This is a genomic window from Streptomyces sp. NPDC018019 (assembly GCF_044327805.1).
In the GTDB taxonomy this organism is placed as follows: Bacteria; Actinomycetota; Actinomycetes; order Streptomycetales; family Streptomycetaceae; genus Streptomyces.
In genome coordinates this window covers 174,552-197,614 of sequence record NZ_JBIRGD010000015.1, presented here as the reverse complement: position 1 = coordinate 197,614, position 23,063 = coordinate 174,552, and the positions used below count along the sequence as shown (strand labels likewise).

The 23,063-nt window shown below is 72.6% G+C and carries 23 protein-coding genes; 6 read left to right on the top strand and 17 right to left on the bottom strand.

Features of this window, described 5'->3' with window-relative positions; translation table 11 throughout:
• Window positions 1-117 precede the first annotated feature (117 nt).
• Together ACH4FX_RS24840 and ACH4FX_RS24835 are read right to left on the bottom strand one after the other, a co-directional pair.
• A complete protein-coding gene (locus ACH4FX_RS24840) occupies window positions 118-804 on the bottom strand; it encodes a response regulator (RefSeq protein WP_398482383.1) in 687 nt (228 codons plus the stop codon).
• Window positions 805-1,090: 286 nt separating this feature from the next.
• Window positions 1,091-2,302 carry a sensor histidine kinase gene (locus tag ACH4FX_RS24835; protein ID WP_398482381.1) on the bottom strand — a complete coding sequence of 404 codons (1,212 nt, stop codon included), beginning with the start codon at window positions 2,300-2,302 and terminating at the stop codon, window positions 1,091-1,093.
• 161 nt (window positions 2,303-2,463) lie between these two features.
• Between ACH4FX_RS24835 and ACH4FX_RS24830 the strand changes: the two genes are divergently transcribed.
• Together ACH4FX_RS24830 and ACH4FX_RS24825 are read left to right on the top strand one after the other, a co-directional pair.
• Window positions 2,464-3,483, top strand: coding sequence for an SAM-dependent methyltransferase (locus ACH4FX_RS24830; RefSeq protein WP_398482379.1), 1,020 nt, complete (start codon window positions 2,464-2,466; stop codon window positions 3,481-3,483).
• Window positions 3,484-3,559: 76 nt separating this feature from the next.
• On the top strand, window positions 3,560-4,702 hold the full coding sequence (locus ACH4FX_RS24825; protein ID WP_398482377.1) for an NADH-quinone oxidoreductase subunit D: 1,143 nt from the start codon (window positions 3,560-3,562) through the stop codon (window positions 4,700-4,702).
• A 37-nt stretch (window positions 4,703-4,739) separates the two neighbouring features.
• On the opposite strand, the gene ACH4FX_RS24820 is transcribed toward ACH4FX_RS24825, so the two are convergent.
• The 3 genes from ACH4FX_RS24820 to ACH4FX_RS24810 all read right to left on the bottom strand — a co-directional run bounded on the left by ACH4FX_RS24820 (window position 4,740) and on the right by ACH4FX_RS24810 (window position 7,000).
• The gene (locus tag ACH4FX_RS24820) at window positions 4,740-5,318 is read right to left on the bottom strand and encodes a DUF4232 domain-containing protein (protein ID WP_398482375.1); all 579 of its coding nucleotides are present in this window, start codon (window positions 5,316-5,318) and stop codon (window positions 4,740-4,742) included.
• 280 nt (window positions 5,319-5,598) lie between these two features.
• Window positions 5,599-6,264, bottom strand: a complete 666-nt coding sequence (locus ACH4FX_RS24815; protein WP_398482373.1) for a GNAT family N-acetyltransferase — start codon at window positions 6,262-6,264, stop codon at window positions 5,599-5,601.
• A 115-nt stretch (window positions 6,265-6,379) separates the two neighbouring features.
• Window positions 6,380-7,000 (bottom strand): TetR/AcrR family transcriptional regulator, encoded by a 621-nt coding sequence (locus tag ACH4FX_RS24810; RefSeq protein WP_398482371.1) that lies wholly within the window; start codon window positions 6,998-7,000, stop codon window positions 6,380-6,382.
• Between the two features lie 98 nt (window positions 7,001-7,098).
• Between ACH4FX_RS24810 and ACH4FX_RS24805 the strand changes: the two genes are divergently transcribed.
• Window positions 7,099-7,602, top strand: a complete 504-nt coding sequence (locus ACH4FX_RS24805; protein ID WP_398482369.1) for a DUF1453 domain-containing protein — start codon at window positions 7,099-7,101, stop codon at window positions 7,600-7,602.
• A gap of 40 nt (window positions 7,603-7,642) precedes the next feature.
• Here the strand turns inward: ACH4FX_RS24805 and ACH4FX_RS24800 are convergent, their stop codons facing one another.
• Window positions 7,643-8,191, bottom strand: coding sequence for a TetR/AcrR family transcriptional regulator (locus ACH4FX_RS24800; protein WP_398482367.1), 549 nt, complete (start codon window positions 8,189-8,191; stop codon window positions 7,643-7,645).
• A 105-nt stretch (window positions 8,192-8,296) separates the two neighbouring features.
• Here ACH4FX_RS24800 and ACH4FX_RS24795 point away from each other — a divergent pair, with 105 nt between their 5' ends.
• The gene (locus tag ACH4FX_RS24795) at window positions 8,297-9,682 is read left to right on the top strand and encodes an MFS transporter (protein ID WP_398482365.1); all 1,386 of its coding nucleotides are present in this window, start codon (window positions 8,297-8,299) and stop codon (window positions 9,680-9,682) included.
• A gap of 150 nt (window positions 9,683-9,832) precedes the next feature.
• On the opposite strand, the gene ACH4FX_RS24790 is transcribed toward ACH4FX_RS24795, so the two are convergent.
• From ACH4FX_RS24790 to ACH4FX_RS24775, 4 genes are all read right to left on the bottom strand, one after another.
• Window positions 9,833-11,308 carry a hypothetical protein gene (locus ACH4FX_RS24790; protein WP_398482363.1) on the bottom strand — a complete coding sequence of 492 codons (1,476 nt, stop codon included), beginning with the start codon at window positions 11,306-11,308 and terminating at the stop codon, window positions 9,833-9,835.
• A gap of 118 nt (window positions 11,309-11,426) precedes the next feature.
• On the bottom strand, window positions 11,427-12,440 hold the full coding sequence (locus ACH4FX_RS24785) for an ABC transporter substrate-binding protein (RefSeq protein WP_398482361.1): 1,014 nt from the start codon (window positions 12,438-12,440) through the stop codon (window positions 11,427-11,429).
• 176 nt (window positions 12,441-12,616) lie between these two features.
• Window positions 12,617-13,345: an ABC transporter permease gene (locus tag ACH4FX_RS24780; protein WP_398482359.1), complete on the bottom strand. Its 729-nt coding sequence runs from the start codon at window positions 13,343-13,345 to the stop codon at window positions 12,617-12,619.
• 4 nt (window positions 13,346-13,349) lie between these two features.
• The gene (locus ACH4FX_RS24775) at window positions 13,350-14,084 is read right to left on the bottom strand and encodes an ABC transporter permease (RefSeq protein ID WP_398482357.1); all 735 of its coding nucleotides are present in this window, start codon (window positions 14,082-14,084) and stop codon (window positions 13,350-13,352) included.
• 196 nt (window positions 14,085-14,280) lie between these two features.
• On the opposite strand from ACH4FX_RS24775, the gene ACH4FX_RS24770 reads away from it, so the two are divergent.
• Window positions 14,281-15,468, top strand: coding sequence for an ABC transporter ATP-binding protein (locus ACH4FX_RS24770; RefSeq protein ID WP_398482355.1), 1,188 nt, complete (start codon window positions 14,281-14,283; stop codon window positions 15,466-15,468).
• 94 nt (window positions 15,469-15,562) lie between these two features.
• On the opposite strand, the gene ACH4FX_RS24765 is transcribed toward ACH4FX_RS24770, so the two are convergent.
• The 6 genes from ACH4FX_RS24765 to ACH4FX_RS24740 all read right to left on the bottom strand — a co-directional run bounded on the left by ACH4FX_RS24765 (window position 15,563) and on the right by ACH4FX_RS24740 (window position 20,884).
• Window positions 15,563-16,048 (bottom strand): DUF3180 domain-containing protein, encoded by a 486-nt coding sequence (locus ACH4FX_RS24765; RefSeq protein ID WP_398482353.1) that lies wholly within the window; start codon window positions 16,046-16,048, stop codon window positions 15,563-15,565.
• A 113-nt stretch (window positions 16,049-16,161) separates the two neighbouring features.
• Window positions 16,162-16,755: a 2-amino-4-hydroxy-6-hydroxymethyldihydropteridine diphosphokinase gene (gene folK, locus ACH4FX_RS24760; protein WP_004571915.1), complete on the bottom strand. Its 594-nt coding sequence runs from the start codon at window positions 16,753-16,755 to the stop codon at window positions 16,162-16,164.
• Window positions 16,752-17,111, bottom strand: a complete 360-nt coding sequence (gene folB / locus ACH4FX_RS24755; RefSeq protein ID WP_030019216.1) for a dihydroneopterin aldolase — start codon at window positions 17,109-17,111, stop codon at window positions 16,752-16,754. The genes folK and folB overlap by 4 nt, the downstream gene beginning before the upstream one ends.
• 417 nt (window positions 17,112-17,528) lie before the next feature.
• On the bottom strand, window positions 17,529-18,023 hold the full coding sequence (locus ACH4FX_RS24750) for a nuclear transport factor 2 family protein (protein WP_398482351.1): 495 nt from the start codon (window positions 18,021-18,023) through the stop codon (window positions 17,529-17,531).
• Window positions 18,020-18,940, bottom strand: a complete 921-nt coding sequence (gene folP / locus ACH4FX_RS24745; protein ID WP_398482350.1) for a dihydropteroate synthase — start codon at window positions 18,938-18,940, stop codon at window positions 18,020-18,022. The genes ACH4FX_RS24750 and folP overlap by 4 nt, the downstream gene beginning before the upstream one ends.
• Before the next feature lie 99 nt (window positions 18,941-19,039).
• Window positions 19,040-20,884 (bottom strand): phosphatidylglycerol lysyltransferase domain-containing protein, encoded by a 1,845-nt coding sequence (locus tag ACH4FX_RS24740; RefSeq protein ID WP_398482348.1) that lies wholly within the window; start codon window positions 20,882-20,884, stop codon window positions 19,040-19,042.
• A gap of 140 nt (window positions 20,885-21,024) precedes the next feature.
• On the opposite strand from ACH4FX_RS24740, the gene ACH4FX_RS24735 reads away from it, so the two are divergent.
• Entirely contained in the window at window positions 21,025-22,140 is a 1,116-nt protein-coding gene (locus tag ACH4FX_RS24735; protein ID WP_398482346.1) for an alpha/beta hydrolase-fold protein, read from the top strand.
• Window positions 22,141-22,263: 123 nt separating this feature from the next.
• Here ACH4FX_RS24735 and folE read toward each other — a convergent pair whose 3' ends face one another.
• Window positions 22,264-22,869 (bottom strand): GTP cyclohydrolase I FolE, encoded by a 606-nt coding sequence (gene folE, locus ACH4FX_RS24730; protein WP_398482344.1) that lies wholly within the window; start codon window positions 22,867-22,869, stop codon window positions 22,264-22,266.
• Window positions 22,870-23,063 lie beyond the last annotated feature (194 nt).

The window sequence follows — 23,063 nt, the reverse complement described above, 5'->3', positions numbered from 1 at the left end:
TTTCCGCAGCTCAGGGCGGGTTTTCGCAGGTTTGCGCGGCTCCGCGGACCTACGTCCCCGCCCCTCCCCGTACCGGTACGTGCCCTTCCGGGCCCGCCGCCGTGATGTTCCGGAACGCTATGCGCCCGCGCCGCCCCCGGCCCGTACGAGCCCCGTCTCGTACGCGAGCACCACCGCCTGCACCCGGTCGCGCAGTTCCAGCTTGGTGAGGATGCGGCCCACGTGGGTCTTGACCGTGGCCTCCGACAGCACCAGCCGGGCCGCGATCTCACCGTTCGAGAGACCCTGCGCGACCAGCAGCAACACCTCCCGCTCGCGCTCGGTGAGCCGCCCCAGCTCCGGGCGGACCGGTTCGGCGGCGGTCGTCGGCAGCATCGGCGTGAAGCGGTCCAGCAGGCGGCGGGTGGTGGAGGGGGCGACCACCGCGTCCCCGCTCTGGACCGCGCGGATCGCGGCCAGCAGCTCGTCCGGCGGCACGTCCTTGAGCATGAAGCCGCTGGCCCCCGCCTTGAGCGCGGAGAAGGCGTACTCGTCCAGGTCGAAGGTGGTCAGGATGAGCACCTTGGGCGCGTCCTCCTTCTGCCCGCCCGCGCAAATACGGCGGGTGGTCTCCACACCGTCCAGGTGCGGCATGCGGACGTCCATCAGGATGACGTCGACCTTGGTGGACCGCAGCACCTCCAGGGCCTCCACCCCGTCACCGGCCTCGGCGACGACCTCCATGTCGGGCTGTGCGGCCAGCACCATGCGGAAACCGGTCCGCAGCAGCACCTGGTCGTCGACGATCATCACGCGGACAGTCATGGCAGGAGGTCCCTTTCAACGGCGGAGCTGGTGGTGGAGCCGGTCGTCCCGGCGCCGGGGAGGCCGGCCGTCGACGGCGCGGCACCAGGGTACGGAGCGCAAGAACGTACGGAACGGGCGGTGGAGCGGGCGGGGTGCCGGAGGTGACCGCAGCGGGCGGCCGGGCAGCAGTCCGATGGCGGCGGCGAAGCGGCCCTACCGCCAGGGGACGGAGCGGCCCCGCTGCCAGGGGACGGAGCGGCCCTGCTGGCAGGGGCGGAGCGAACCGCCCCAGCCGACGCCCCGCTCACTGCCCCGACTTCAGCGGCAGTACCGCGCTGATCCGGAAGCCGCCGCCCGGCCGCGGCCCCGCGTCCAGGCTGCCGCCGACCATGCCGACGCGTTCGCGCATGCCGATCAGCCCGTGGCCGAGGCCGTCCGCCCCGCCGCCCGCGTACAGCTCGTGCTGGGCGCCCCGTCCGTCGTCCTCGACCAGCAGGTCCAGCTCGCTGTCCTGGTAGGAGAGGCGGACCGTGGCGCCGACGTCCGGGCCGCCGTGCTTACGGGTGTTCGTCAGCGCTTCCTGCACGATGCGGTACGCGGTCAGCTCGACGCTGCTGGGCAGCGGACGCGGCTCGCCCGCGACCTGGAAGTCGACCGGCAGCCCGGCTCCCCGTACCTGGTCGATCAGGTCGGCCAGCTGCTCGACGCCGGGCTGCGGCACGTACTCGCCGCTCTCGGGCTGTTCGCCGGTGCGCAGCACGCCGAGCAGGCGGCGCATCTCGGCCAGTGCCTGCCGGCCGGTGCCGGAGATCGTCTCCAGTGCCTGTTTGGCCTGTTCGGGCGCGGTGTTCAGGACGTACGCGGCGCCGTCGGCCTGGACCACCATCACGGAGACGTTGTGCGCCACGACGTCGTGCAGCTCGCGGGCGATCCGGGCGCGCTCGGCGGCCACCGCGATCCGCGACTGCGTTTCGCGCTCCTTCTCCAGGCGGGCGGCCTTCTCCTCCAGCTGGGCCCAGTACGCGCGGCGGGTACGGACCGAGTCGCCGAGCACCCACGCCAGGACGAAGGGGACGGTGAACAGGCCCATGATGAACAGCCCTTCCCACAGACTGCGGGGCAGGGCCTCACCCTGGGCGGTGCGGACGCCGTAGAGCGGCGGGCCGAGCAGGGCGCCGACGAGGGCGGTGCGCGATGCCCAGCGGCTGGTGCCCGAGGCGACCGTGTAAATGATCACCAGCATGGCGAAATCGGCCGGGCTGGGCTGGACGCCGAACGCGACCTGGCAGAGCCCGACCACGACCGACAGCAGCAGCATCTTCCCGGGCGCCTTCCGCCGCAGCGCGACGACCAGGCACATCGCGATGACGACGAGGGCGTCGGCACCCGTCCTCAGGTCGCTCTGCGCATCCACCGACGCCACCAGCGCCAGGCAGTTGAAGCCGAACAGGAGGACCGCCCAGAAGGTGTCCACCCCGGTCGGATGCCTGCGGAAGAAGTCGTAGAGACGCTGCACGTCACCCAGCGTAGGCAGAGCGTATAGGTGTACGGGTCAACCGGACGGGCGATCCTGGGGGACGGGTGTACTCCGCAAGGTGGAGACAGGGCCGAGACCGTGGTCCCGGTCGCCGTGTCCCCCACCGTGGACGCCCGCCCGGTCCCGCGTACCGTGGTGCGGTGACACAGGACTGGTGCGGCTGGCGGGACGCGACGGAACGGGCCCTGTACGGCCCCGGCGGCTTCTACACCAGCGGTGACGGACCGGGCCCGGCCGGCCACTTCCGTACGTCCGTGCATGTTTCTCCGCTGTACGCCGAGGCGCTGGCCAGCCTGCTGTGCCGGGTCGATGCGGCACTGGGCGGTCCGGCGGAGCTGGCGCTGGTGGACGTGGGCGCCGGGCGCGGCGAGCTGCTGACCGGCGTACTGGCGGCGCTCCCCGAGCCGGTGCGCGCCCGCGTGCGCCCGTACGCCGTCGAACGCGCCCCCCGGCCCGCCGGCCTCGATGCCCGCATCACCTGGCGAGCCGAGCTGCCCGCGCCCGGGTCCCTGACGGGTCTGCTCTTCGCCAACGAGTGGCTGGACAACGTCCCCGTCGACGTCGCCGAGACCGACGCGGACGGCGTGCCGCGGCACGTGCTGGTCCGGCCGGACGGCACCGAGCGGCTCGGCGACCCGGTCACCGGCGCGGACGCCGAGTGGCTCGCCCGGTGGTGGCCCCTGCCGGGCGCCGCCCCGGACCAGGCCCCCGCCACCGGGCTGCGCGCCGAGATCGGCCGCCCCCGGGACGCGGCCTGGTCCCGCGCCGTGCGTGTGCTGCGCGCGGGGCTCGCCGCCACCGCCGACTACGCGCACTTTCGCGACGCACGCCCGCCCTTCGGCACCCTCACCGGCTTCCGCGACGGCCGCGAGGTGCACCCCGTACCCGACGGCAGCTGCGACATCACCGCCCACGTCGCCCTGGACGCCTGCGCCGGCCCCGGCGCCGAGCACCTCACCCAGCGGCAGGCGCTGCACGCCCTCGGCATCGACGGCAGCCGCCCGCCGCTCGCCCTCGCGTCCAGCGACCCCGCCGCCTACGTACGGGCGCTCGGCTCGGCGGGCGCGGCGGCCGAGCTGACCGACCCGGCGGGCCTGGGCTCCTTCGGCTGGCTGCTGCAACCGGTCGGCGGCAGCTGTACGGGCCTGCTCACCCTCTGACCGCCCGGCCCGGTCCCGGCCCCGCTGCCCCCGACCACAGCCTCCCCCCACGGGACCGAACTGCAAGACTGTCCCCATGACGGAGACCACGGTCGGCATCGGCGGCGCGGCGGAAAGCACCGACATGGTGCTGAACATCGGCCCGCAGCACCCCTCCACGCACGGCGTGCTGCGGCTGCGCCTCGTCCTGGACGGCGAGCGCATCCAGCACGCCGAGCCCGTGATCGGCTATATGCACCGCGGCGCCGAGAAGCTCTTCGAGGCGCGCGACTACCGGCAGATCATCATGCTCGCCAACCGCCACGACTGGCTGTCGGCCTTCTCCAACGAGCTGGGCGTGGTCCTCGGCGTGGAGCGGATGCTCGGCATGGAGGTCCCCGAGCGCGCCGTGTGGACCCGTACGCTCCTCGCCGAGCTGAACCGGGTCCTGAACCACCTGATGTTCCTCGGCTCCTACCCCCTGGAGCTGGGCGGCATCACCCCCGTCTTCCACGCCTTCCGCGAGCGCGAAGAGCTGCAGAACGTGATGGAGGAGATCTCCGGCGGGCGCATGCACTACATGTTCAACCGCGTCGGCGGCCTCAAGGAGGACCTGCCGGCCGGCTGGCTCGGCCGCGCCCGGCACGCCGTCTCCGAGGTGCGTTCCCGGATGGACGTCTTCGACCGGCTGGTCCTGGGCAACGAGATCTTCCGCGGCCGTACCCGCGGTATCGGCGTCCTGAGCCGCGAGGCGGTGCACGCGTACGGGGTGTCGGGGCCGATCGCCCGCGCCTCCGGCGTCGACTTCGACCTGCGCCGCGACGAGCCGTACCTGGCGTACGCCGGTCTCCAGGACACGCTCAAGGTGGTGACCCGCGAGGAGGGCGACTGCCTGGCCCGCTTCGAGTGCCTCCTGGAGCAGACCCACAACTCCCTGGAGCTGGCCGACGCCTGCCTGGACCGGATCGCCGAGCTGCCGCCCGGCCCGATCAACCAGCGTCTGCCGAAGGTCCTCAAGGCGCCCGAGGGCGCGACCTACGCCTGGACCGAGAACCCGCTCGGCATCAACGGCTACTACCTCGTCTCCAAGGGCGAGAAGACCCCGTACCGCCTCAAGCTCCGCTCCGCCTCGTACAACAACATCCAGGCGCTGACCGAGCTGCTGCCGGGCACGCTCGTCGCCGACATGGTCGCCATCCTCGGCTCGCTGTTCTTCGTGGTGGGCGACATCGACAAGTAGCGGGCGGCCGGGGCGGTCCGGGGCGTGCGGTGCCGCGCTACCTGCGCGGCTTCGGGCCCTCCCGGTGCCAGGCCGTGACGCCCAGCTTGCCGGTGGAGCCCAGATCGATCAGTTCGCGGACCGTCTGCGGACGGCCGCCGCCCTCTGCCGGGGTGAGCGCCAGGAACGCGCCGTTCACGGCGGGGCCCGTCACGTCCGTGACCCGGTTGCGCCACATCAGTACGGCCCTGGCGTGCTCGCCCGGCTTGAGCGTCAGCGGCTCGGGTCCGACGTCGTCCACGATGTCCGAGCCGTGGCCGATCTTCACGTCCAGCGGCTTGCGGTGCTCGTCGAGGACGCGGACGCCCGGGTAGCCGTCGAGCCGGTACGGATGGGTGCCGCAGTTGGTCAAGGTGATGCCCATCGCGCGCGTGCCCATCGCGGCGTCCACCCGCGACCCCTTGATGACGACGCCGTCCTCGGGGCAGGCGGGTGCGGTCCTGGAGGGCGTGGGCTTCGGTTCCGGCTGCGCCGTGGTCCCGGGCGCCGCCGAGCAGCCCGCGCCGACGAGCGCCACGGCGGCGAGCACGGCCGCCGGCGCCGTCCGCGTCACCGGCCCGGCCGCTCTCCCGGGCACGCTCCTGGCCGTTCTTCCGGCCGTTCTTCCGGCCGCTTTCCTGGTGACTGCTCCGGCCACTGGTCACCCCCGCGGTCGCCGGGCGCCCGCGCGTACCCGTAGTACGGTGCGCGCCCGCCCTGATCAAGACGGGCGCCAGCGTACCCGTACGGGAACAGCGCTCGCCCGGCGCTCGTCCGGGCCCCGCACCCACCCGCACGCCGTTCGCGCCCCTCGGCCCTCGGCCCCTCGCCCCTCGACACCCCTCGACTCCTCATGCCCGAACAGCGCCCGGCTCGCCTTACGCCCCGAACAGCGCCCGGCACTCCTCCGTCCACCCCTCCACCTCGACCGGCACCGTCCGGTGCGCTTCCCACCGCGCCCGGTCCAGCCGCAGCCGCCGCAGCGTCCGCGCCTGCCCGCGCACCGCGATGACCTGCACGCCGTCCGGTACGTACCCGAGCTTGCGCGACACCGCCAGGGACCGGGCGTTGTCCGACATCGCGGCGGAGGTCATGGCGTGCGCGCCGAGCCGTTCGAAGGCGAAGTGCAGGACGGCCGCGCGCATCTCCGTACCGATGCCCTGGTTCTGGTGGGCCAGCCCCAGCCAGGAGCCGGTTCCCGCCTCCCGGGTCACCCCGAAGTCCTCGGCGCCGATGTCCTGCAACCCCACCGGCTTGCCGTCCCGGGTCACGGCGAGGCCCAGCGTCCAGCGCTCCGGCCGCCACTCCGCGATCGTGCCGAGCAGGTGCTGGAAGGCCGAGCGCCCGCGCTCCTCCGGGGGCACGTCCGTCCAGGGCACGCTGAACGGCATCTGCGCCGGGTCGTGCACACCGTCCGCGGCGAGCGCGGCCAGCTCGTCCAGCAACGCGAGGTCGGGCAGGCGCAGTTCCAGGCGCGGCGTGCGGATGCGGATTCCGTGCGGGGGCCAGTAGCGGAACCCCTGAGGTGGGCGAAGCTGTTCCATGACGGAATGCTGCCGAACGCGCGTCGGCCCGTCGACCGGATTACGGCCGACCGTCACCCCTCGTACGTGGCACGGGAACTCCGCCGCACCCGCCCCGTCGACCGGATCACACGCATCACCGAGGCGTCGCCCGGAGCCCCTGGAGATGCCGCCGCAGGACCGTGCGCTGGGCTTCCGGAGTGACATACTCCGGCTCCAGCATCGCCCGCAGGTTGAGCCCGTCCAGCAGGGCGGACAGGCGCAGGCACTCCAGGTCCACGTCCAGGCCGGCGGGCAGGGCGCCGGATTCCTGCGCCTCGCGCAGCACCCGCGCCAGCAGATCGCGCAGCCCGGCTTCCATCTCCACCGCGCACGCCCGCAGCTCCGGGCGGGTACGGGCCGCTCCGCAGAACGCCAGCCACAGGACCGCCTCCTGGCGCCGCCCCTCGTCCAGCGCGAGGAACTCGCCGATCAGCTCCTCGACCCGCACCGGGCGCTCGTCCCGCGCCGCCGGGTCGAGCAGGCGGTCCACGTGGGCGCGTACGCGGTGATCGATGCGCGTACTCAGCTCCCGCATCGTGAAGAGCAGCAGCTCGTCGTGGTCGCGGAAGTAGTGCCGCACCGATCCGATCGCCAGTCCGGCCTCTTCGGCGACGTTGCGCAGCGAGGCGCCTTCCACCCCCTCCCGGCCGATCACGCGCAGCACGGCGTCGGCGACGGCCCGGCGCCGGGCCGCGGGGTCAACGATCTTCGGCATATTGCCATTGTGGCACGACCGAGCTAAATTATTTTTTTAGCACGAGCGAGCTAAAAAGTGGGCCACCCGCGCCCACCGGAGCACACCCAGGGGGAACAGTGAACGGCTGGCTGCTCGCGGCGATCATCGTCGCGGTACTCGTCATCGTGATCGTCAAGCGGCTGTGGGGCGAACCGGTCAACGTCCGCGAACTCTTCGCCGGCCCGGTCGTCCTCACCGGACTCGGCATCGCCTTCATCGCCAAGGCCGACAACGTGACGGGGACCGACCTCGCCTGGGTGATCCCCGGCGCCTTCCTCGGCTTCGCGCTCGGCGCCGTACGCGGCGGCCTGGTCCGCCTCGGCGAGAAGGACGGCGCCCTGTGGCAGCGCTACACCGGCCGCACGTTCGCCGTCGTCATCGCGTCACTGCTGGTCTCCGCCGGTTACGGCGCCCTCGCCGAGCACCTGGGCATGCACCCGTACGCCCGCCCCACCCAGCTCACCATCGGGGTCAGCTTCCTGGGCGAGTCGCTGCTGATCCTCTATCGGGCCCACAGGACCGGAATACCGTTCGCGCCCGAGAGGAGCCCGCTCTCCTTCCTAGACCGCCGTTCGCGGTGAGCCGTACGGCGGTTGCGGGGAAGCGCGCCACCGGGGAGCGTCACGCGGCCGACAGGAGGGCGGTCGCGACCGCCTTGGCGCGGTGGGCGGGGGCCGCCGAGCGCTCGCGCAGGGCGGTGACCTGGGCGCCGTCGATCAGCAGGACGAGCTGTTCGGCGAGTTCCCGGGTGCCGCCGGTGTAGCCGTCGGCGGTGAGCAGTTCGGCGACGTACGCGGTCAGCGTGTGCTTGTGGGCGGCGGCCGCGCGGTGCGCGGGGCTGGCCGGGTCCGCGATCTCGACCATCGTGTTGATGGCGGCGCAGCCGCGGTAGTCGTCGGACTCGAAGCGCGCGGCGAGTGCGTCGAAGAGGGCGAGCGGCGTGCCGCCGCGCTCGGCGACCGCGGCGTGCAGCCAGTCGAACCAGCGTCGGCCGTAGCCGTCGATCATGGCCACGACCAGGTCGTCCTTGCTCGCGAAGTGCCGGTAGAACGAGGCCCGGCCCACTCCCGAGGTGGCGAGCAGCCGCTCGACGCCGACGGCACGGATGCCCTCGGCGTAGAAGAGCTCCTCGGCTGCCCTGACGAGCCGTTCGCGGGCGTTGGTCGGCATGCGGCCACGATAACCAATCTTGACCTCAGATGGAACCGATCGGTACCGTCTCGCCATCCCAGCAGACGGTACTGATCGGTACCATTTACTGAGCCGGAGCTTCGCATGCCCCGCAACAGCCCGTCCCACCCGCCGTCGTGCGCACCGGCCACACCGGTCGCGCCGGTCACACCAGTCACGTCAGCCGCTCCCATCGCGCTCGACGTATCACCTGCCCCGTCCACACCACCCGCCCCGGACACGGCGTCCCCACCGGACGCGTCCGCCGCGCCCGCCGGGAACTGGCGCTTCCACGGCGCGGTGCTCGCCCTGGGCACGTTCGTCGTCGGCACCGACGCCTTCGTGATCGCCGGTGTGCTCCCGAGCATCGCCGCCGACCTGCACATCGGGCTCGGCGCCGCCGGACAGCTCGTCACCACGTTCGCCATCGGGTACGCGCTGCTCTCGCCCCTGCTGGCGGCGTGCACCGCCGGCTGGTCCCGGCGCACGGTCCTGATCACCGCGCTGCTCGTCTTCGCGCTCGGCAACGCGGCCACCGCCCTGGCCCCCACCTATCCGCTGGCCCTCGCCGCCCGCGTCGTCGCGGCGGCCGGTGCCGCGCTCTACACCCCGAACGCCTCGGCCACCGCCGCCGCCCTCGCGGGCGAGGCAGCACGCGGCCGGGCCTTCGCCCTGGTGAACACCGGGCTGACCTCCGCGCTGGTCCTCGGGGCGCCGCTCGGCACCGCCGTCGGCGGCGCGTACGGCTGGCGCACCACGATGTGGCTGGTCACCGTGCTGCCCCTGCTCGTCGTACCGCTGCTCGCCGCCCGTCTGCCGCGCATCCGCATCGACACACCGCGCGGCCTGCGCCGCCGGCTCGCACCGCTGGCGGACCGGAGCATCCTGTACGTGCTCGCCACCACCGTCGTGGTCTTCGTCGCGATCTACATGCCGTTCGAGTACATCAGCGCCGTCTACGCGCCCGTGCTCGGCCACGGCGCGAGCGGCGGCGACACGGACAGCGGCCTGGCGGCGGTACTGCTGCTGGTCTTCGGCGTCTGCGGTACGGCGGGGAACCTCGTCGCCGGGCACCTGGCCGACCGCTTCGGCCCGCGGCGGGTGGTCCTCGCTGCCGCGCTCGCGCTCACCGTCGTCTTCGGGCTGGTGCCGCTGAGCAGGGAGTGGCTGCCCGCCGCGCTGGTCGCGGTGGCGGTGTCCGGATGGGTGTCGTTCTCGGTGACCACACCGCAGCAGCACCGGATCGCCGCGCTCGCCCCTCAGGCGCAGGCGGTGGTGGTCTCCCTCAACGCGGCCGCCATCTACCTGGCCGTGTCCCTGGCGGGCGGCCTGGGCGGGATCGGCGTGGAGACGGTGGGAGCGGCCCGCCTGCCGTGGGTGGCCGCCGGGTTCGCCCTGGCCGCCGCCGTGATGACGGCGGTCCACCGGGGCCGGGGCGGGGGCCGGGCAGCCCACCGGGCCCGCCCGGCGACGGACCGCCGGTCACGCTGACGCGCCCGGAAACGGGCCGGTCACGTCGATGCGCCCGGCAGTGGGCCCGCCTGCCGCCGTATGAGGGCGGCGAAGGCAGGGGCACCATCGCCGGGCGCATCGTGGCCCCGAAGCTCGCGCGCCGGGCACGGGACGATCAGTACGGAACGATCAGGAGGAGACCGCGCTGCGCAGCTCCGCCATGTCGATCTGCTCGGTCTCGTCGTGCGCGGTCAGGTCGATGACCTCTCCGTCGCCGGAGTCCGGACCGGACGCTTCAGCTTCCGCACCCGCTTCCGCGTCCGCAGCCGCATCGCCGTCCGCCGCCTCAGCAGCCGGCTCCGCCACCCCGGTGTCACCGGTTGACCGGCCGTCACCGGGCTTCTGCCCTTCGCCGGACTGCCGGCCGTCACCGGGCTGCCGCCCGGCCTCGGCCCGCACCTCGTCCGTCGTGCGGGCCCGGCCGAGCGCCGACTGTTCGGCGACCGCCTCGTCCCCGACCACGTCGGCCAGGTCCTCCTCCAGCCGCCGGACCGGCTTCGACCGCCGCGGCACGGCCGACGGCAGGCCCTTACCCGCACCGTTCGGCGTACCCGGACCGGTCTGCGCGGCGGTGCTCCGTACGGCTCCGGTGCCGGTGGCCGTACCGAAGAAGTCGAAGCCGCCCTGCACGCGGGAAGCGGGCAGCCGCGGGGTCTGGACGGGCGCGACGACGGCCGCCGCGGCCGGGACCGGCCGCAGGCCCGGCGCCACCCGCGCGGCCTGCTGTGCGGCTTCCGGCGCGTCGGCGGCAGCCTCGGCGGCCTCCCGGGCGCCATCGGGGCTCCCGTCACCGGGAACGGCGTCCGCACCGAGGGCGTCCTGCCCCTGGCCGGAGGCCGTACGGCCGGAAGCACCGCCGTCGCGGCCGGGAGCCTGATCCGTCTTCGCGTCGGCGGGCGACGGGTCGGCAGGCTGCGCGGCGGCGGACTCCGCAGGGGAGCCGGGCCGACGCGGAACGGTCGGCTGCGAGGCGGCGGCCGTACGGGGGCGGCCGGGCGCGGCCGAGGGCTCCGTGGCCGCCACGGAATTCCCCGGGCCGTCCTCACCGTCCCGGGCCTGCGCGCTCTCGGCCTGGCGGGCCGCATTGCGCGGCAGCTGCCGCAGCGCTTCCGCCGCCCGGTGGTACAGCACCGCGGTGAGCGCGCCCGGCACGTTCCCGGCCGGGTCCGCCACGGCCCCGGCCGTCAGCTCCCGGGCAGGGGTGCCGGCCTCGATCGCGAGCAGCCGGCGGCCTTCCAGCGCGCTGGCCCGCTCGGTCTCGGCGGTGGCGTAGCGGCGCAGCAGCTCGGCGTGCTCGCTGCGCAGCCGGGCCAGCTCGGCACGCTTGGCCCGCAGCTTGGTGTCCAGCTTGCCGCGTACCGCGCGGGACTCCTCCAGGTCCGTTTCGAGCTCGGCTATCCGCTCGTCGGTCTTCCACTCGTCCCGCACCCGGGCGTTCTTCAGCTCGGCGACGCTCTTGCCCGCCGTACGGTCCCATGCGCGCAGCAGTACGGAACCGGTGACCGCGGCGGCCGCCGCGCCCGTGGCGAACACACTCCGGGCCAGGTCATCACCGACGAGCCAGGCGCCCGAGGCGCAGGCTAGGGACGCACCGGCGACCGTCACGGGAGGAAGAAGCCGGTGCAGGGGTGGCGAATGGCGGTGGCGTCCTCGTGGCATGGCCTGAAACTTACCGTGCGTGCGGGACCTATGGGGCCCCGCCCGCCGCTTCGTTTCCCGGTGGTTACTTCTCCGCCAGTCCCTTCGACTCCAGATATGCGCTCGCGACATCCGCCGGCTTCTGCCGTTCCGCGTCGACCTTGCGGTTCAGGTCGATCAGATCGGCGGTCGTCAGCTTGTCCCTGAGCTTGCCGAGAGCCGCCTCGATCTCCTTGTCACCGGCGCTCTTGGCATTCACCACGGGCAGCACATTGTCGGCATTCTGCAGCTTCTTGTCGTCCTTCAACAGCACCAGGCCGAAGTTGCCGAGCGTGGCGTCCGTCGTCGTGGTCAGCACCATCTGGTCCGTGCCGTCCTTGACCGCCTGCTTGGCCTGCGTGGTGCCGACGCCCTTGGGGTCGATGCCGGTCACGTCTATGCCGTAGACCTTCTCCAGGCCCGGCTTGCAGAACGGCCGCGTCTCGCACTCCTCGCCCGCCGCCAGCCTGACCTTCTGCCCGGACCGGCCGAGATCGGAGAGCGTCTTCAGCCGGTGGCGGTCGGCGAATTCCTTGGTCACCGCGAACGCGTTCTGGTCCGTCGCCGCACCGGCCGGCAGCACCTTCAGTCCGCGGGGCGCGGCGAGCGCCTTCAGGGCCGCGACCGTCTTGTCGATGTCGCTGGAGGCGACGGGCTTCGCGTCGGGGCCGTTCTTCTTGGCGTTGAGGAATTCGGCGAGCGTCGAGGCATATTCCGGTACGACGTCGATCTGGCCCTTCTCCAGCGCCGGTTCGTACAGCTCGCGATTGGCGAGCGTCTTGACGGTCGCGTGGTATCCCGCATCGTTGAGGATCTTGGAATACATCTCGGCGAGCACCTTCGACTCGGTGAAACCGGCCGACCCGATGACGATGTCCCCCTTTCCGCCACCGCTCTGCGCGCCGCCCTTCTCCTCCAGGCTCTTCCCGCCGCAGGCCGCCAGCCCGCCCGCCAGCGCGGCCACGGCGCCCGCGACGAGCACGGCCCGCGCCGTACGGGACGGCCTGCGCCCGCGGTGGGGGCGGTGGCTGGGGCGCTGGCTGTTCGGGTCGTGGTTCATACCGGTTCACCATCCAAGGAGGAGAGAGGGAAAAAGTCCGTGTGCGAGCCCCGGAAGCCGTGGCCGTCCCGCCGGGTGCGAGCCCAGAGGTCGGGGCCGTCCCGGCGAAAGGCCCACTGCCGGGCCCGTCCCGGCGCGGGGCCCGCTGCCGGGCCGGCCGGCGTGCCCGTACGGGCTCACGCGGGGCTCCCGGCGGGGGCCGCGTCATCGGCCGGCGTACGGGACTTCCGCGCCCGGCTCCGGCCCCGGCGCATCGGGTCGAAGACCTTGTCCGTCAGCACCAGCAGTCCTTCGACCACCAGCGCCAGTACGGCCACGAGCACCGCGCCCGCCACCACCTGCGGCGTGTTGTAGTTGCCGAACCCGGCGGTGATGATGCGGCCCAGGCCGCCACCGCCGGCGAGCGCGGCCAGCGTGGCCGTGGCGACCACCTGGACACCGGCCGACCGTAGCCCCGTCATGATCATCGGGTAGGCGAGCGGCACCTCGACCCGCAGCAGCAACTGCGGCCCGGACATGCCCATCCCGCGCGCCGCCTCGACCACGTCCCGGTCGGCCTCCCGCATGCCCACATACGCGTTGGTCAGCAGCGGGGGCACCGCGAACAGCACCAGCGCGATGATCGTCGGCCAGTCCCCCGCCGTACCCAGCGGGCTGAGCGTCAGCAGGACCAGCACGGCGAACGTCGGCACCGCGCGCCCCACGTTGGAGATGTTGACCGCCAGCGCCCCGCCCTTGCCGATGTGGCCCAGGTACAGGGCGACCGGCAGGGCTATCAGGCAGGAGATCGCCAGGCACATCGCGCTGAGGTAGACGTGCTCGCCGAGGCGGTGCCACACCCCCTTCTCGCCCGCCCAGTTGGCCGGGGCCGCCAGCCAGTCCCACGCGCCCGTTATCGCGTCCATCGCCTCAGACCACCGCCTTCTTCGCCCGTCCCGCGGCCCGCCGCGCGCGCCGGGCCCGGGAGCGCGCCCGCGCCTGCGCCCGGGTCCACGGCGTCAGCAGCCGCTGGAGGCCGAGGAGCAGGAGGTCCGCGACCACCGCCAGCAGGACGCACAGCACCGAGGCGGTGAGCACCTCCGCCTTGAAGAAGCCCTCCATGCCGCTGGATATGAGGTTGCCGAGGCCGCCGTAGCCCACCACGGCGCCGATCGTCGTCATCGCCACCGTCGACACCGTCGCGATGCGCAGCCCGGCCGTCAACGCGGGCAGCGCCAGCGGCAGTTCGACGCCGAGCAGCAGCTTCACCGGGCCGTACCCCATGCCGCGGGCCGCCTCGCGCACCTCCTGCGGCACGGACTCCAGCCCGGCGAGGATGTTGCGCACGAGGATCGTCAGCGAATACAGCACGAGGCCGGTGACGACCACCGCCGCCGAGACCCCGAAGACCGGTGTCAGCAGGGCGAACATCGCCAGCGACGGGACCGTGTACAAAATCGTCGTCAGTCCGAGGACCGGGCCCGCGGCGGCCCGCCAGCGGCGGGCCACCAGCGCCAGCGGGAAGGCGATCAGCAGCCCGATGACGACGGACACCAGCGTGATGCCCACATGCTGGACGGTCGCGTCCAGCAACTCCCGGCTGCGCGTCCGGACATACTCACCGCAGATCCAGTCGTTCGCCTCCAGGCAGCTCTGCGCACTCACCCGCGGTCACCTCCCCCGCCCTGTCGCTCACATTTTCGGTGACTGTCTGCGACCCTATCCCCCACCACTGACAATCCAACCGGCCCGCCATCCAGTCGTGACAAGACGCCTGCGACGGAACGGATGCCGCGGGTATCAGCCGAGGAGCGCCCTGCGCCTGCCCGGCCGGCGACCGTTCACACTGGGGGAACCCACCATGATCCGCTTCGAGCACGTCACCAAGAGCTACGCCGACGGCACCACCGCCGTCGACGACCTCTCCTTCGAGGTCGCGGAGGGCGAGCTGGTCACCCTCGTCGGGCCGTCGGGCTGCGGCAAGACCACGACGATGAAGATGGTCAACCGGCTCATCGAGCCGACGAGCGGTCACATATACCTGGACGGCGCGGACATATCGGCCATCGATCCCGTCGAGCTGCGGCGCCGCATCGGCTACGTCATCCAGCAGGTCGGCCTCTTCCCGCACAAGACCGTGCTGGACAACACCGCCACCGTCCCGCACCTGCTCGGCTGGCAGCGCAAGAAGGCCCGGGACCGCGCGGCCGAACTCCTCGAACTGGTCGGCCTGGACCCCGCGCGGTACGGGGACCGCTACCCCGAACAGCTCTCCGGCGGGCAGCGGCAGCGCGTCGGCGTCGCCCGCGCGCTGGCCGCCGACCCGCCCGTCCTGCTGATGGACGAGCCGTTCGGCGCGGTCGACCCGGTCGTCCGCGAACACCTCCAGACGGAGTTCCTGCGCCTGCAGTCCACGCTCCACAAGACGGTGCTCTTCGTCACCCACGACATCGAGGAAGCGGTCCGGCTCGGGGACCGCATCGCGGTGTACGGCACGGGACGCATCGAGCAGTTCGACACCCCGGCCACGGTGCTGGGCGCGCCGGCCACCCCGTACGTCGCGGAGTTCGTCGGCGCCGACCGCGGCCTCAAGCGGCTCTCGGTCACCCCCATCGAGACCGGCGACCTGGAGCAGCCGCCGGTGGTCCGGCTCGACGACGACGCGGCGCGGGCCGCCGCGCGGCTGGCCGAGGAGGGCGCGGCGTGGGCCGTGGTGCTCGACGCGGACGGGGACCTGCACGGGTGGGTGTCCGGCGCCGGCCTGGCCGCCGGCACCGGTGGGGCCGGTGGGGCGGGCAAGGCCGGTGCGGAAGTACGGGACCACGCGCGGCGCATGGACGCGTGGCTGCCGCTCGGCGCACCGCTAAAGCAGGCGTTCAGCACGATGCTCCAGCACGACGCGGGGTGGATCGCGGTGCTGGACGGCGACCGCTTCCTCGGCGTCCTGACGCCCGCGGGGCTGCACGCCGCGCTGCGGCGGTCCACGGCAGCGGACGCGGGCCGGGTGGACCGGGAGGACGTCGTGGTGGAGAGCGTGCCCGGCGCGTAGCCGTACGGAGCGCGGGAGGGGAAGGGTGGCGGGCCGGGTCCGGCCGCCGGATCAGGCCGTCGGCCGGACGGCCGGCCGTACGCCACCGCCCCGCCTACGCCGGGCTCGCGCCCCCCGTCTCGTCGTCGTCCTCCGGAAGCTTGCACACCCGCTCCAGGAAGATGGCGGCCACCACCACCGCGGCAGCCGCCAGCACCGCGAACCCGGCGTAGATGGCCTGGTCGCGGCGCGGTTCCACGTCCAGCCCGGCGGTCAGCAGGAAGACGCCGACGCCCCCGTACAGACCCGCCACCAGGGAGGCCACCAGGGCGCTCGCCTGGCCGAAGACGACGGCGCGGGCGGCGACCAGTGGATCGACGCCCTTGGCGCCGGGCTCCCGGGCGCGCTGGGCGTTCAGACGGGAGCGCAGGGACAGCGCGGTGGCGGCCAGTACGGCGGCGATCAGGGCCAGCACGACGGGGGCCGCCAGCGGCACGCTGGGCAGCGTGCCGAGGGCGTCCCACAGCCGGGCGCCGGCCCACGCCAGCACCCCGGCCGCCAGGAACAGCCCGACCAGCACCTTGATGTGTAGCTGCTTCACCGAGCGCTCGCCCCTCGTGCTTTCGTTCTCGTACCTGTGCCGGACTCTTGACGACTGCCCGCAGTCACGGTTCCAGGGCCGCTGTCCGGCAGGCGCGGCCCTCCCGGGGGCGGCTACTCCGGCAGCCGCAGTTCCAGGTCCACCCGCGGCGTCACACCCTCGCGGCCGACCGCCGAGAGCAGTTCCACCACCGCGCCGCGGCCCGGAACCTCCGCCTCCGGATCGACGTCGTGCCACGGCACCAGCACGAAGGCCCGCTCATGGGCCCGCGGGTGCGGCAGGGTGAGCAGCGGGTCCTCGGAGACGACGTCCTGATACGCGAGGATGTCGACGTCGATCGTGCGCGGGCCCCAGCGCTCGTCGCGGACGCGCTCGAAGGCCTCCTCGATGGCGTGCCCGCGCTCCAGCAGCGAGCTGGGCGGCAGCGTCGTCTTGATGAGCACCACCGCGTTGAAGTACGTGGGCTGGGAGCCCGGGTCGACGCCCCACGGCTCGGTCTCGTAGACCGGCGAGACGGCCTTGACCCGCACGCCCGGGGTGTCCTCCAGGGCGTCGATGGCGCCCTGGATGGTCTCCAGGCGGTTGCCGAGGTTGCTGCCGAGGGAGATCACGGCGCGTTTGGGGTTGGAGAGCGTCACGTCCGCGGCGTCCACCCGCTCCACCACGGAGGTGGGCACCGGCTGAACGGTCGGGTCACTGCTGGTCATACTCGGCTCCGGGTGATGGTGATGGTCACGTCGTCAAAGGGGACGGTGATCGGGGCGTCCGGCTTGTGGACGACCACCTCCACCTCCTGCACCCCCTCGTGCTTGAGGCACTGACCGGCGATGCGCTCCGCGAGCGTCTCGATGAGGTCGACCGGCTCGCCCTCGACGACGGCCACGACCTCCTCCGCGACGACGCCGTAATGCACGGTCTTCGCGAGGTCGTCGGTCGCCGCCGCCGGGCGGGTGTCCAGGCCCAGCACCAGGTCCACGATGAAGGTCTGGCCCTCTTCGCGTTCCCGGGGGAAGACCCCGTGGTGCCCTCTGGCCTTCAGCCCACGCAGCGCGACACGATCCACGCGAATCACACTCCCACTGGTCCCATTGGCACCTCTGGTACCACTGATCGTCGGAAATCCGGGCGGGGACCAGAGACTCGTCCGGCACGCCGCCCCATCATCGAATCTACCTGCGAGTGCCGACAGTGCTTGCCCATGGGGGTTATGGGCAAGGCCCCGTACCGCTGCCGGGCGACGTTGCCGGGGCGGCCGAGCAGCCGTCCGCGCGGCCACTACCCCGGGCCCTGCGGTCCCACCCCTACCCGTACAGCACTTGGCTCGAACGGGTGCGCAGAAGTCGACCTTGCTGACGCTTCCCGCTGACGGCCCCGTTCGCGCCCGCCCCGGTACCGGCCCGCCGACGGCCCGGCACCACCACGGCACGACCACACAGCGACCGCAAAACTCCGCGAAGACTTCACGCGGGTTTCACGTGCGTCAGACCCCGCCGCCCACGCCGCCGGCGCCCGGCCCGTCGCCGTCACCGGCTTCCCCGTCCCCGTCGTCGTCCTGGTCCGTATCCGCCAGCACGGGCGAGCCGTGGTGCGACCAGACCCGCCAGCCCTCTTCCGTACGCCGGAAGACGTTGGTCGCCACGACCAGCTGGCCGATCAGCGGCCCGACCGAGCCGTCCTCCTCCGCCGGCCCGCCGCTGAGGATGTTCTCGGTGCAGGTCACCAGCGCGGTGTCGCCGAGGACGTCGATCTCCACGTCCGTCAGGAAGAACTGGATGTACTCGGTGTTCGCCATGATCAGGGCGTACGAGCGCAGCACCTCGCCGCGCCCGCGCAGCACCGGCCAGCCCGGGTGCACCACGCTCACCTGACCGTCCATCCACATCTCGGACATGGCCGCGTGGTCACCGCGCTCCATGGCCTCGTACAGGTCGGTGTTCGCCTGCTCGACCAGTTCGATGTCCGTACGTGGACTCACACCGCTCCCGTCGCGTCCGCCGCGTCCGCGGCGCCCGTCACACTCGTCCCGCCCGTCACCTGCGCCGCGCTCTCCACGGCGCGGGCGACCCGTACCGCGTCCGCGCTGGCCCGTACCTCGTGCACCCGCACCGCCCAGGCTCCCTCCCGCGCGACCATCGCCGACACCGCGGCCGTCGCCGCGTCCCGCTCCCGGGCCGGCGGCGGGTCCGCCTGCGCGTCCCCTGCCAGCACCCTGCCCAGGAAACGTTTGCGCGAAGCGGCCACCAGCAGCGGACGGCCCAGCTCCCGCAGCCGGGCCAGGTGCGCGACCAGCGCGAGGTCGTGCGCGGCCTCCTTGGCGAAGCCCAGGCCGGGGTCGATCACGATGCGCTCGGGGCCGATGCCGCCGGCCACCGCCCGGTCCAGGCTCTGCCGCAGCTCGGCGACGACCTCGGTGACGACGTCCCCGTAGACGGCCCGGTTGTTCATGTCGATGGACCGGCCGCGCCAGTGCATGACCACGAACGGCACCCCGGCCGCGGCGACCACCGGCACCATCGCCGGGTCGGCCGCGCCCGCGCTCACGTCGTTGACCAGCCGCGCGCCGGCCGCGACGGCCTGCTCGGCGACCGAGGCCCGCATGGTGTCCACGGACACCGTGACCCCGGCGGCGCACAGCTCCCGTACGACGGGCACGACCCGGCGCAGCTCCTCGGCCTCGTCCACCCGGGCCGCGCCGGGCCGCGTCGACTCGCCGCCCACGTCCACCAGGTCGGCGCCCTGCGCGACCAGGTCCAGGCCGTGCTTGACGGCCAGCTCGGTGTCGAACCACTGGCCGCCGTCGGAGAACGAGTCGGGCGTCACGTTCACCACGCCCATCACCGCGCAGCGGTCCCAGTCCGGAAGTCCGGCCACCCGGCCGCGCAAGGTACTCATGGCTCCAGCCTAGGCGTGTGCGGTACGGCGCCACCCACCCCGGGCGGGGGCGGGCGGCGTACGGGCGGGGCGGCGCTTCCCGCGCCGCGGACCCGGCCGCTACGCGGCGGGCTCGACCGCGTCCGCGCTGATCGGCGCGGGGGTGTGCGCGCACGGCCGCGGCTCGGCGGGCTTCCTGCGGCGCAGCGCCCGGGGCAGCCCCAGGTCCAGGTACCCCTCGGCCTGGAGGGCGGCCAGGCCGATGCGCGGGATGTCCCGGCTGTTGCGGAAGACCACGAAGCGCGGCTCCCAGCGCGGGCGGAACTTGTCGTTGAACTTGTACAGCGACTCGATCTGGTACCAGCGGGACAGGAAGACCAGCATGCCGCGCCAGATCCGGATGACCGGGCCGGCGCCCAGCTTCTCGCCGCGTTCCAGGGAGGAGCGGAAGACCGCGAAGTTCAGCGACACCTGCTTGATCTTGAGGTCCGGGGCGGCCTGGAGGGAGGCGACGATCAGCAGCTCGTTCATGCCGGGGTCGGCGGCGCGGTCGCGGCGCATCAGCTCCAGCGAGATGCCGTCCGAGCCCCACGGCACGTAGTGCTGCATCGCCTTCAGGTCACCGAACGGGCCGGGCTGCTCGCCCTCGGCCGGCGCCAGGTGGGCGGTGGCGATCACCGCGTCGCCGTCCTGGTCCGCGTCGATGCGGCCCAGCGCCATCGAGAAGCCGCGCTCGGTGTCGGTGTCGCGCCAGGCGTCGGCGGCCTTCTGGATGCGCGCCAGCTCCTCGGGCTCCAGGTCGCGCACGCGCCGTACCCGGGTCTGGTAGCCGTTGCGCTCGATGCGCTTGACCATCTGGCGCACGTTGCGCATCGAGCGGCCGGTGAGGGTGAAGTCCGCCACGTCCACGATCGCCTCGTCGCCCAGCTCCAGCGCGTCCATGCCGGTCTCGCGGGTCCAGACCTGGCCGCCGGTCTCGCTGCACCCGGTGACGGCGGGGGTCCAGGAGTGTGCCCGGGCCTCCTCCATGAAGCGCTCGATGGCGCCCGGCCACGCCTCCACGTCGCCGATCGGGTCGCCGCTGGCGAGCATCACGCCGGATATCACCCGGTAGCAGACCGCGGCCTTGCCGGTCGGCGAGAAGACCACGCCCTTGTCGCGGCGGAGCGCGAAGTAGCCGAGGGAGTCCCGGCCGCCGTGCTTGGCCAGCAGCTCGCGCAGCCGCTCCTCGTCCTGCTCGGTGAGCCGGGCGGCCGGGTGCTCGGGGCGGAAGGCCAGGTAGGCGGTGGTGGCGACGGTCAGCAGGCCGAGCGCGCCGAGCGAGTAGCCGACGGTGTAGTCGACGTTGTTCACGTACCGGACCGGGCCCTCGAAGCCGAACAGGCCCCACATGACGTGCTTGAGCCGCTCCCACACCGACGGATCGCCGACGATCTTGTGCGGGTGGGAGTTCACGATCACCAGGCCGAGGCCGAAGCTGATGCCGCCGAGGGCGACGAAGTTCAGCAGGGCCTTCACCCGGCTGCGCGGGTCCGGCAGCGCCTCGAAGGCGCGCCGGTGCCGCACCAGGAAGGCCAGCAGGGCCAGCGAGAGGGCCGCGCCGACGATGGAGTGCCGGTAGACCAGCTGGGCCGCGATGCCCACCGGGAGCAGCGCGACGGCCGCCGCCCAGGCGCGGCGCTTACGCCGTTTGAGCCCGTGGGCGAGCATCAGGAGCAGGATGCCGACGACTATGGAGGAGGCCGCGGCCAGGGCGCTCACGGTGCCCGGCAGGACCTCCGCCAGCGCATGCAGCCGGCTGTGCCGGAACCGGGGGAAGAGCCCGGCCACCAGGTTGAGCAGCCCGACGACCGCGCCGGCCGTCCCCACCAGTGGCGGCACCTTTTCCGGGCGGGGGCCGCGCAGCCAGCGTGGCGGACGCCACGCAACCGTCCCGGACTTTTCGCCATCTAGCCTGTCAGACATTACTTTCCCGTCGCCCCGGTCGAGAGAACGTGCGAGTCTTAGTCGCAGCATCTGGACTTTTGCGCCCTGTATGACGGCGTTTCAGGGCCCGGGGTTCCACCTGCGGCCCGGCTGACCGGCCGCCCGGAAGAAAGCACCACATGGGTCTCACCAGCAAAAAAGTGCTGCTCCTGGCCGTCCTTTTCGCGGTAGCACTCTTTGTTCTCACCATCTGGCTGTGGCCGCGCCTGTCCCGGCGCAACTGGCGCACGGTCCTCGGCCGCATCGGCCTGCTGCTGGCCACGCAGCTGTCGATCTTCGCCGCGATCGGTCTCTTCGCGAACAATTCGTTCGGTTTCTACGCATCGTGGGCGGACCTGTTCGGCAAGGAGCAGGAACCGGGAGTGGTGACCAATTACGAGACCGGCCCGAACGGCACCAAGCTGAAGATGCTCGGCAGCGAGAAGGTCAGCGTGCCCGGCGGGTCCACGCCGCATGTGGGCGGCCGCATAGACAAGGTCCTGCTCAAGGGCGAAGTATCCAAGATCAACAGCCCGGCGTTCGTCTATCTGCCGCCGCAGTACTTCCAGGCCAGGTACGCCAAGAAGCGCTTCCCCGCCTCCGTGGTGCTGACCGGCTACCCGGGCACCGCGCAGGCCCTCTACAAGAAGCTGCACTTCCCGCAGACGCAGCACGACCTGGTCCGCAAGAACAAGATGCAGCCGACCATACTGGTGATGATGCGCCCGACCGTGGCGCCGCCGCGGGACACCGAGTGCGTGGACATACCGAACGGCCCGCAGACCGAGACGTTCTTCACCCATGACGTGCGCCACAGCATCGCCAGCGAATACCGGGTGGGCACCGACGCGAAGAACTGGGGCGTCATAGGAGACTCCACGGGCGGCTACTGCGCCCTGAAGATGCCGATGCGCCACCCGAAGGCGTTCTCCACCGGTGTGGCCCTCTCCGGCGCGTACAAGGCCCCGCTGGACGCCACGACCGGCGACCTGTTCGGCGGCAGCAAGCAGCTCCAGCGCGAGAACGACCTCATGTGGCGGCAGAAAAACCTTCCTGCGCCGCCGGTGAACCTCCTCGTCACCTCCAGCAAGCAGGGCGAGGAGAACTACAAGGACACGCTGAAGTTCATCCAGCAGACCAAGTCCCCGAGCCGGATCGCGTCGATCATCCTCGACAGCGGCGGCCACAACTTCAACACCTGGCGCCGTGAGATACCCGCCGCCTTGGAGTGGATGGGCGGCCACCTCAAGGCGTAGCGCGACTCCGCCCCAGGGGGCGACGTACGACGCGGGCGGGGCCCGGTGGATGTCCACCGGGCCCCGCCCGCGTCTGTACCGGCTCAGGGCCTGTGTGCGGCCCCTCGGCGCCCGTGTGCGGCCTCAGCGGGCCAGGATCAGGCTCATCGCCTCGGAGCGGGTCGTGGAGTCGCGCAGCTGGCCGCGTACGGCCGAGGTGGTCGTCTTGGCGCCCGGCTTGCGTATGCCGCGCACCGACATGCACATGTGCTCGGCCTCGATCACCACGATGGCGCCGCGGGCCTCCAGGATGCGCATCAGGGAGTCCGCGATCTGCGTGGTGAGGCGTTCCTGCACCTGCGGGCGGCGGGCGAAGACCTCGACCAGCCGGGCCAGCTTGGACAGCCCGGTGATCTTGCCGCTGTCGGCCGGGATGTAGCCGACGTGCGCGACGCCGTGGAAGGGCAGCAGGTGGTGCTCGCACAGCGAGACGATCTCGATGTCCTTGACCAGCACCATCTCGTCGTGGCCCAGGTCGAAGGTGGTCGTCAGGACGTCTTCGGGCTCCTGGTGCAGTCCGGCCAGGATCTCCTTGTACGCCCGCGCCACCCGCGCCGGCGTCTCCAGGAGCCCCTCGCGGTCCGGGTCCTCGCCGACGGCGATCAGCAGCTCACGTACGGCGTTCTCGGCGCGCTTCTCGTCGAACTCGCCGATCTTGCCGTCGCCGTCCAGCGTCACCGGATCGGTCATCTCGTGCCTCGTTCCTGTTGCGCCCGCTCCTCAGGCGGAGTACCACACGTCCAGGCTAGAACCCGTGGGACGCCGCATTCATTCCGGGGCCGGTGTGCCCCCGCCGGGAAATCCGGATATACCGGGCAGCCGGTGGCGAAAAAAACCGGGCCCGTACGGAATCTTCCGTACGGGCCCGGTCTGCGGCCGGGCGG

Excerpts from the sequence above, each read along its gene's own strand:
- ACH4FX_RS24770 (WP_398482355.1), top strand. The coding sequence starts at position 14,281 with ATGATCCGCTTCGAGCACGTCACCAAGAGCTACGCCGACGGCACCACC.
- ACH4FX_RS24800 (WP_398482367.1), bottom strand. The coding sequence starts at position 8,191 with ATGCCGACCAACGCCCGCGAACGGCTCGTCAGGGCAGCCGAGGAGCTC.
- ACH4FX_RS24785 (WP_398482361.1), bottom strand. The coding sequence starts at position 12,440 with ATGAACCACGACCCGAACAGCCAGCGCCCCAGCCACCGCCCCCACCGC.
- ACH4FX_RS24780 (WP_398482359.1), bottom strand. The coding sequence starts at position 13,345 with ATGGACGCGATAACGGGCGCGTGGGACTGGCTGGCGGCCCCGGCCAAC.
- ACH4FX_RS24735 (WP_398482346.1), top strand. The coding sequence starts at position 21,025 with ATGGGTCTCACCAGCAAAAAAGTGCTGCTCCTGGCCGTCCTTTTCGCG.
- ACH4FX_RS24815 (WP_398482373.1), bottom strand. The coding sequence starts at position 6,264 with ATGGAACAGCTTCGCCCACCTCAGGGGTTCCGCTACTGGCCCCCGCAC.
- ACH4FX_RS24840 (WP_398482383.1), bottom strand. The coding sequence starts at position 804 with ATGACTGTCCGCGTGATGATCGTCGACGACCAGGTGCTGCTGCGGACC.
- folE (WP_398482344.1), bottom strand. The coding sequence starts at position 22,869 with ATGACCGATCCGGTGACGCTGGACGGCGACGGCAAGATCGGCGAGTTC.
- ACH4FX_RS24795 (WP_398482365.1), top strand. The coding sequence starts at position 8,297 with ATGCCCCGCAACAGCCCGTCCCACCCGCCGTCGTGCGCACCGGCCACA.
- folP (WP_398482350.1), bottom strand. The coding sequence starts at position 18,940 with ATGAGTACCTTGCGCGGCCGGGTGGCCGGACTTCCGGACTGGGACCGC.
- folK (WP_004571915.1), bottom strand. The coding sequence starts at position 16,755 with ATGACCAGCAGTGACCCGACCGTTCAGCCGGTGCCCACCTCCGTGGTG.
- ACH4FX_RS24825 (WP_398482377.1), top strand. The coding sequence starts at position 3,560 with ATGACGGAGACCACGGTCGGCATCGGCGGCGCGGCGGAAAGCACCGAC.
- ACH4FX_RS24810 (WP_398482371.1), bottom strand. The coding sequence starts at position 7,000 with ATGCCGAAGATCGTTGACCCCGCGGCCCGGCGCCGGGCCGTCGCCGAC.
- ACH4FX_RS24740 (WP_398482348.1), bottom strand. The coding sequence starts at position 20,884 with ATGTCTGACAGGCTAGATGGCGAAAAGTCCGGGACGGTTGCGTGGCGT.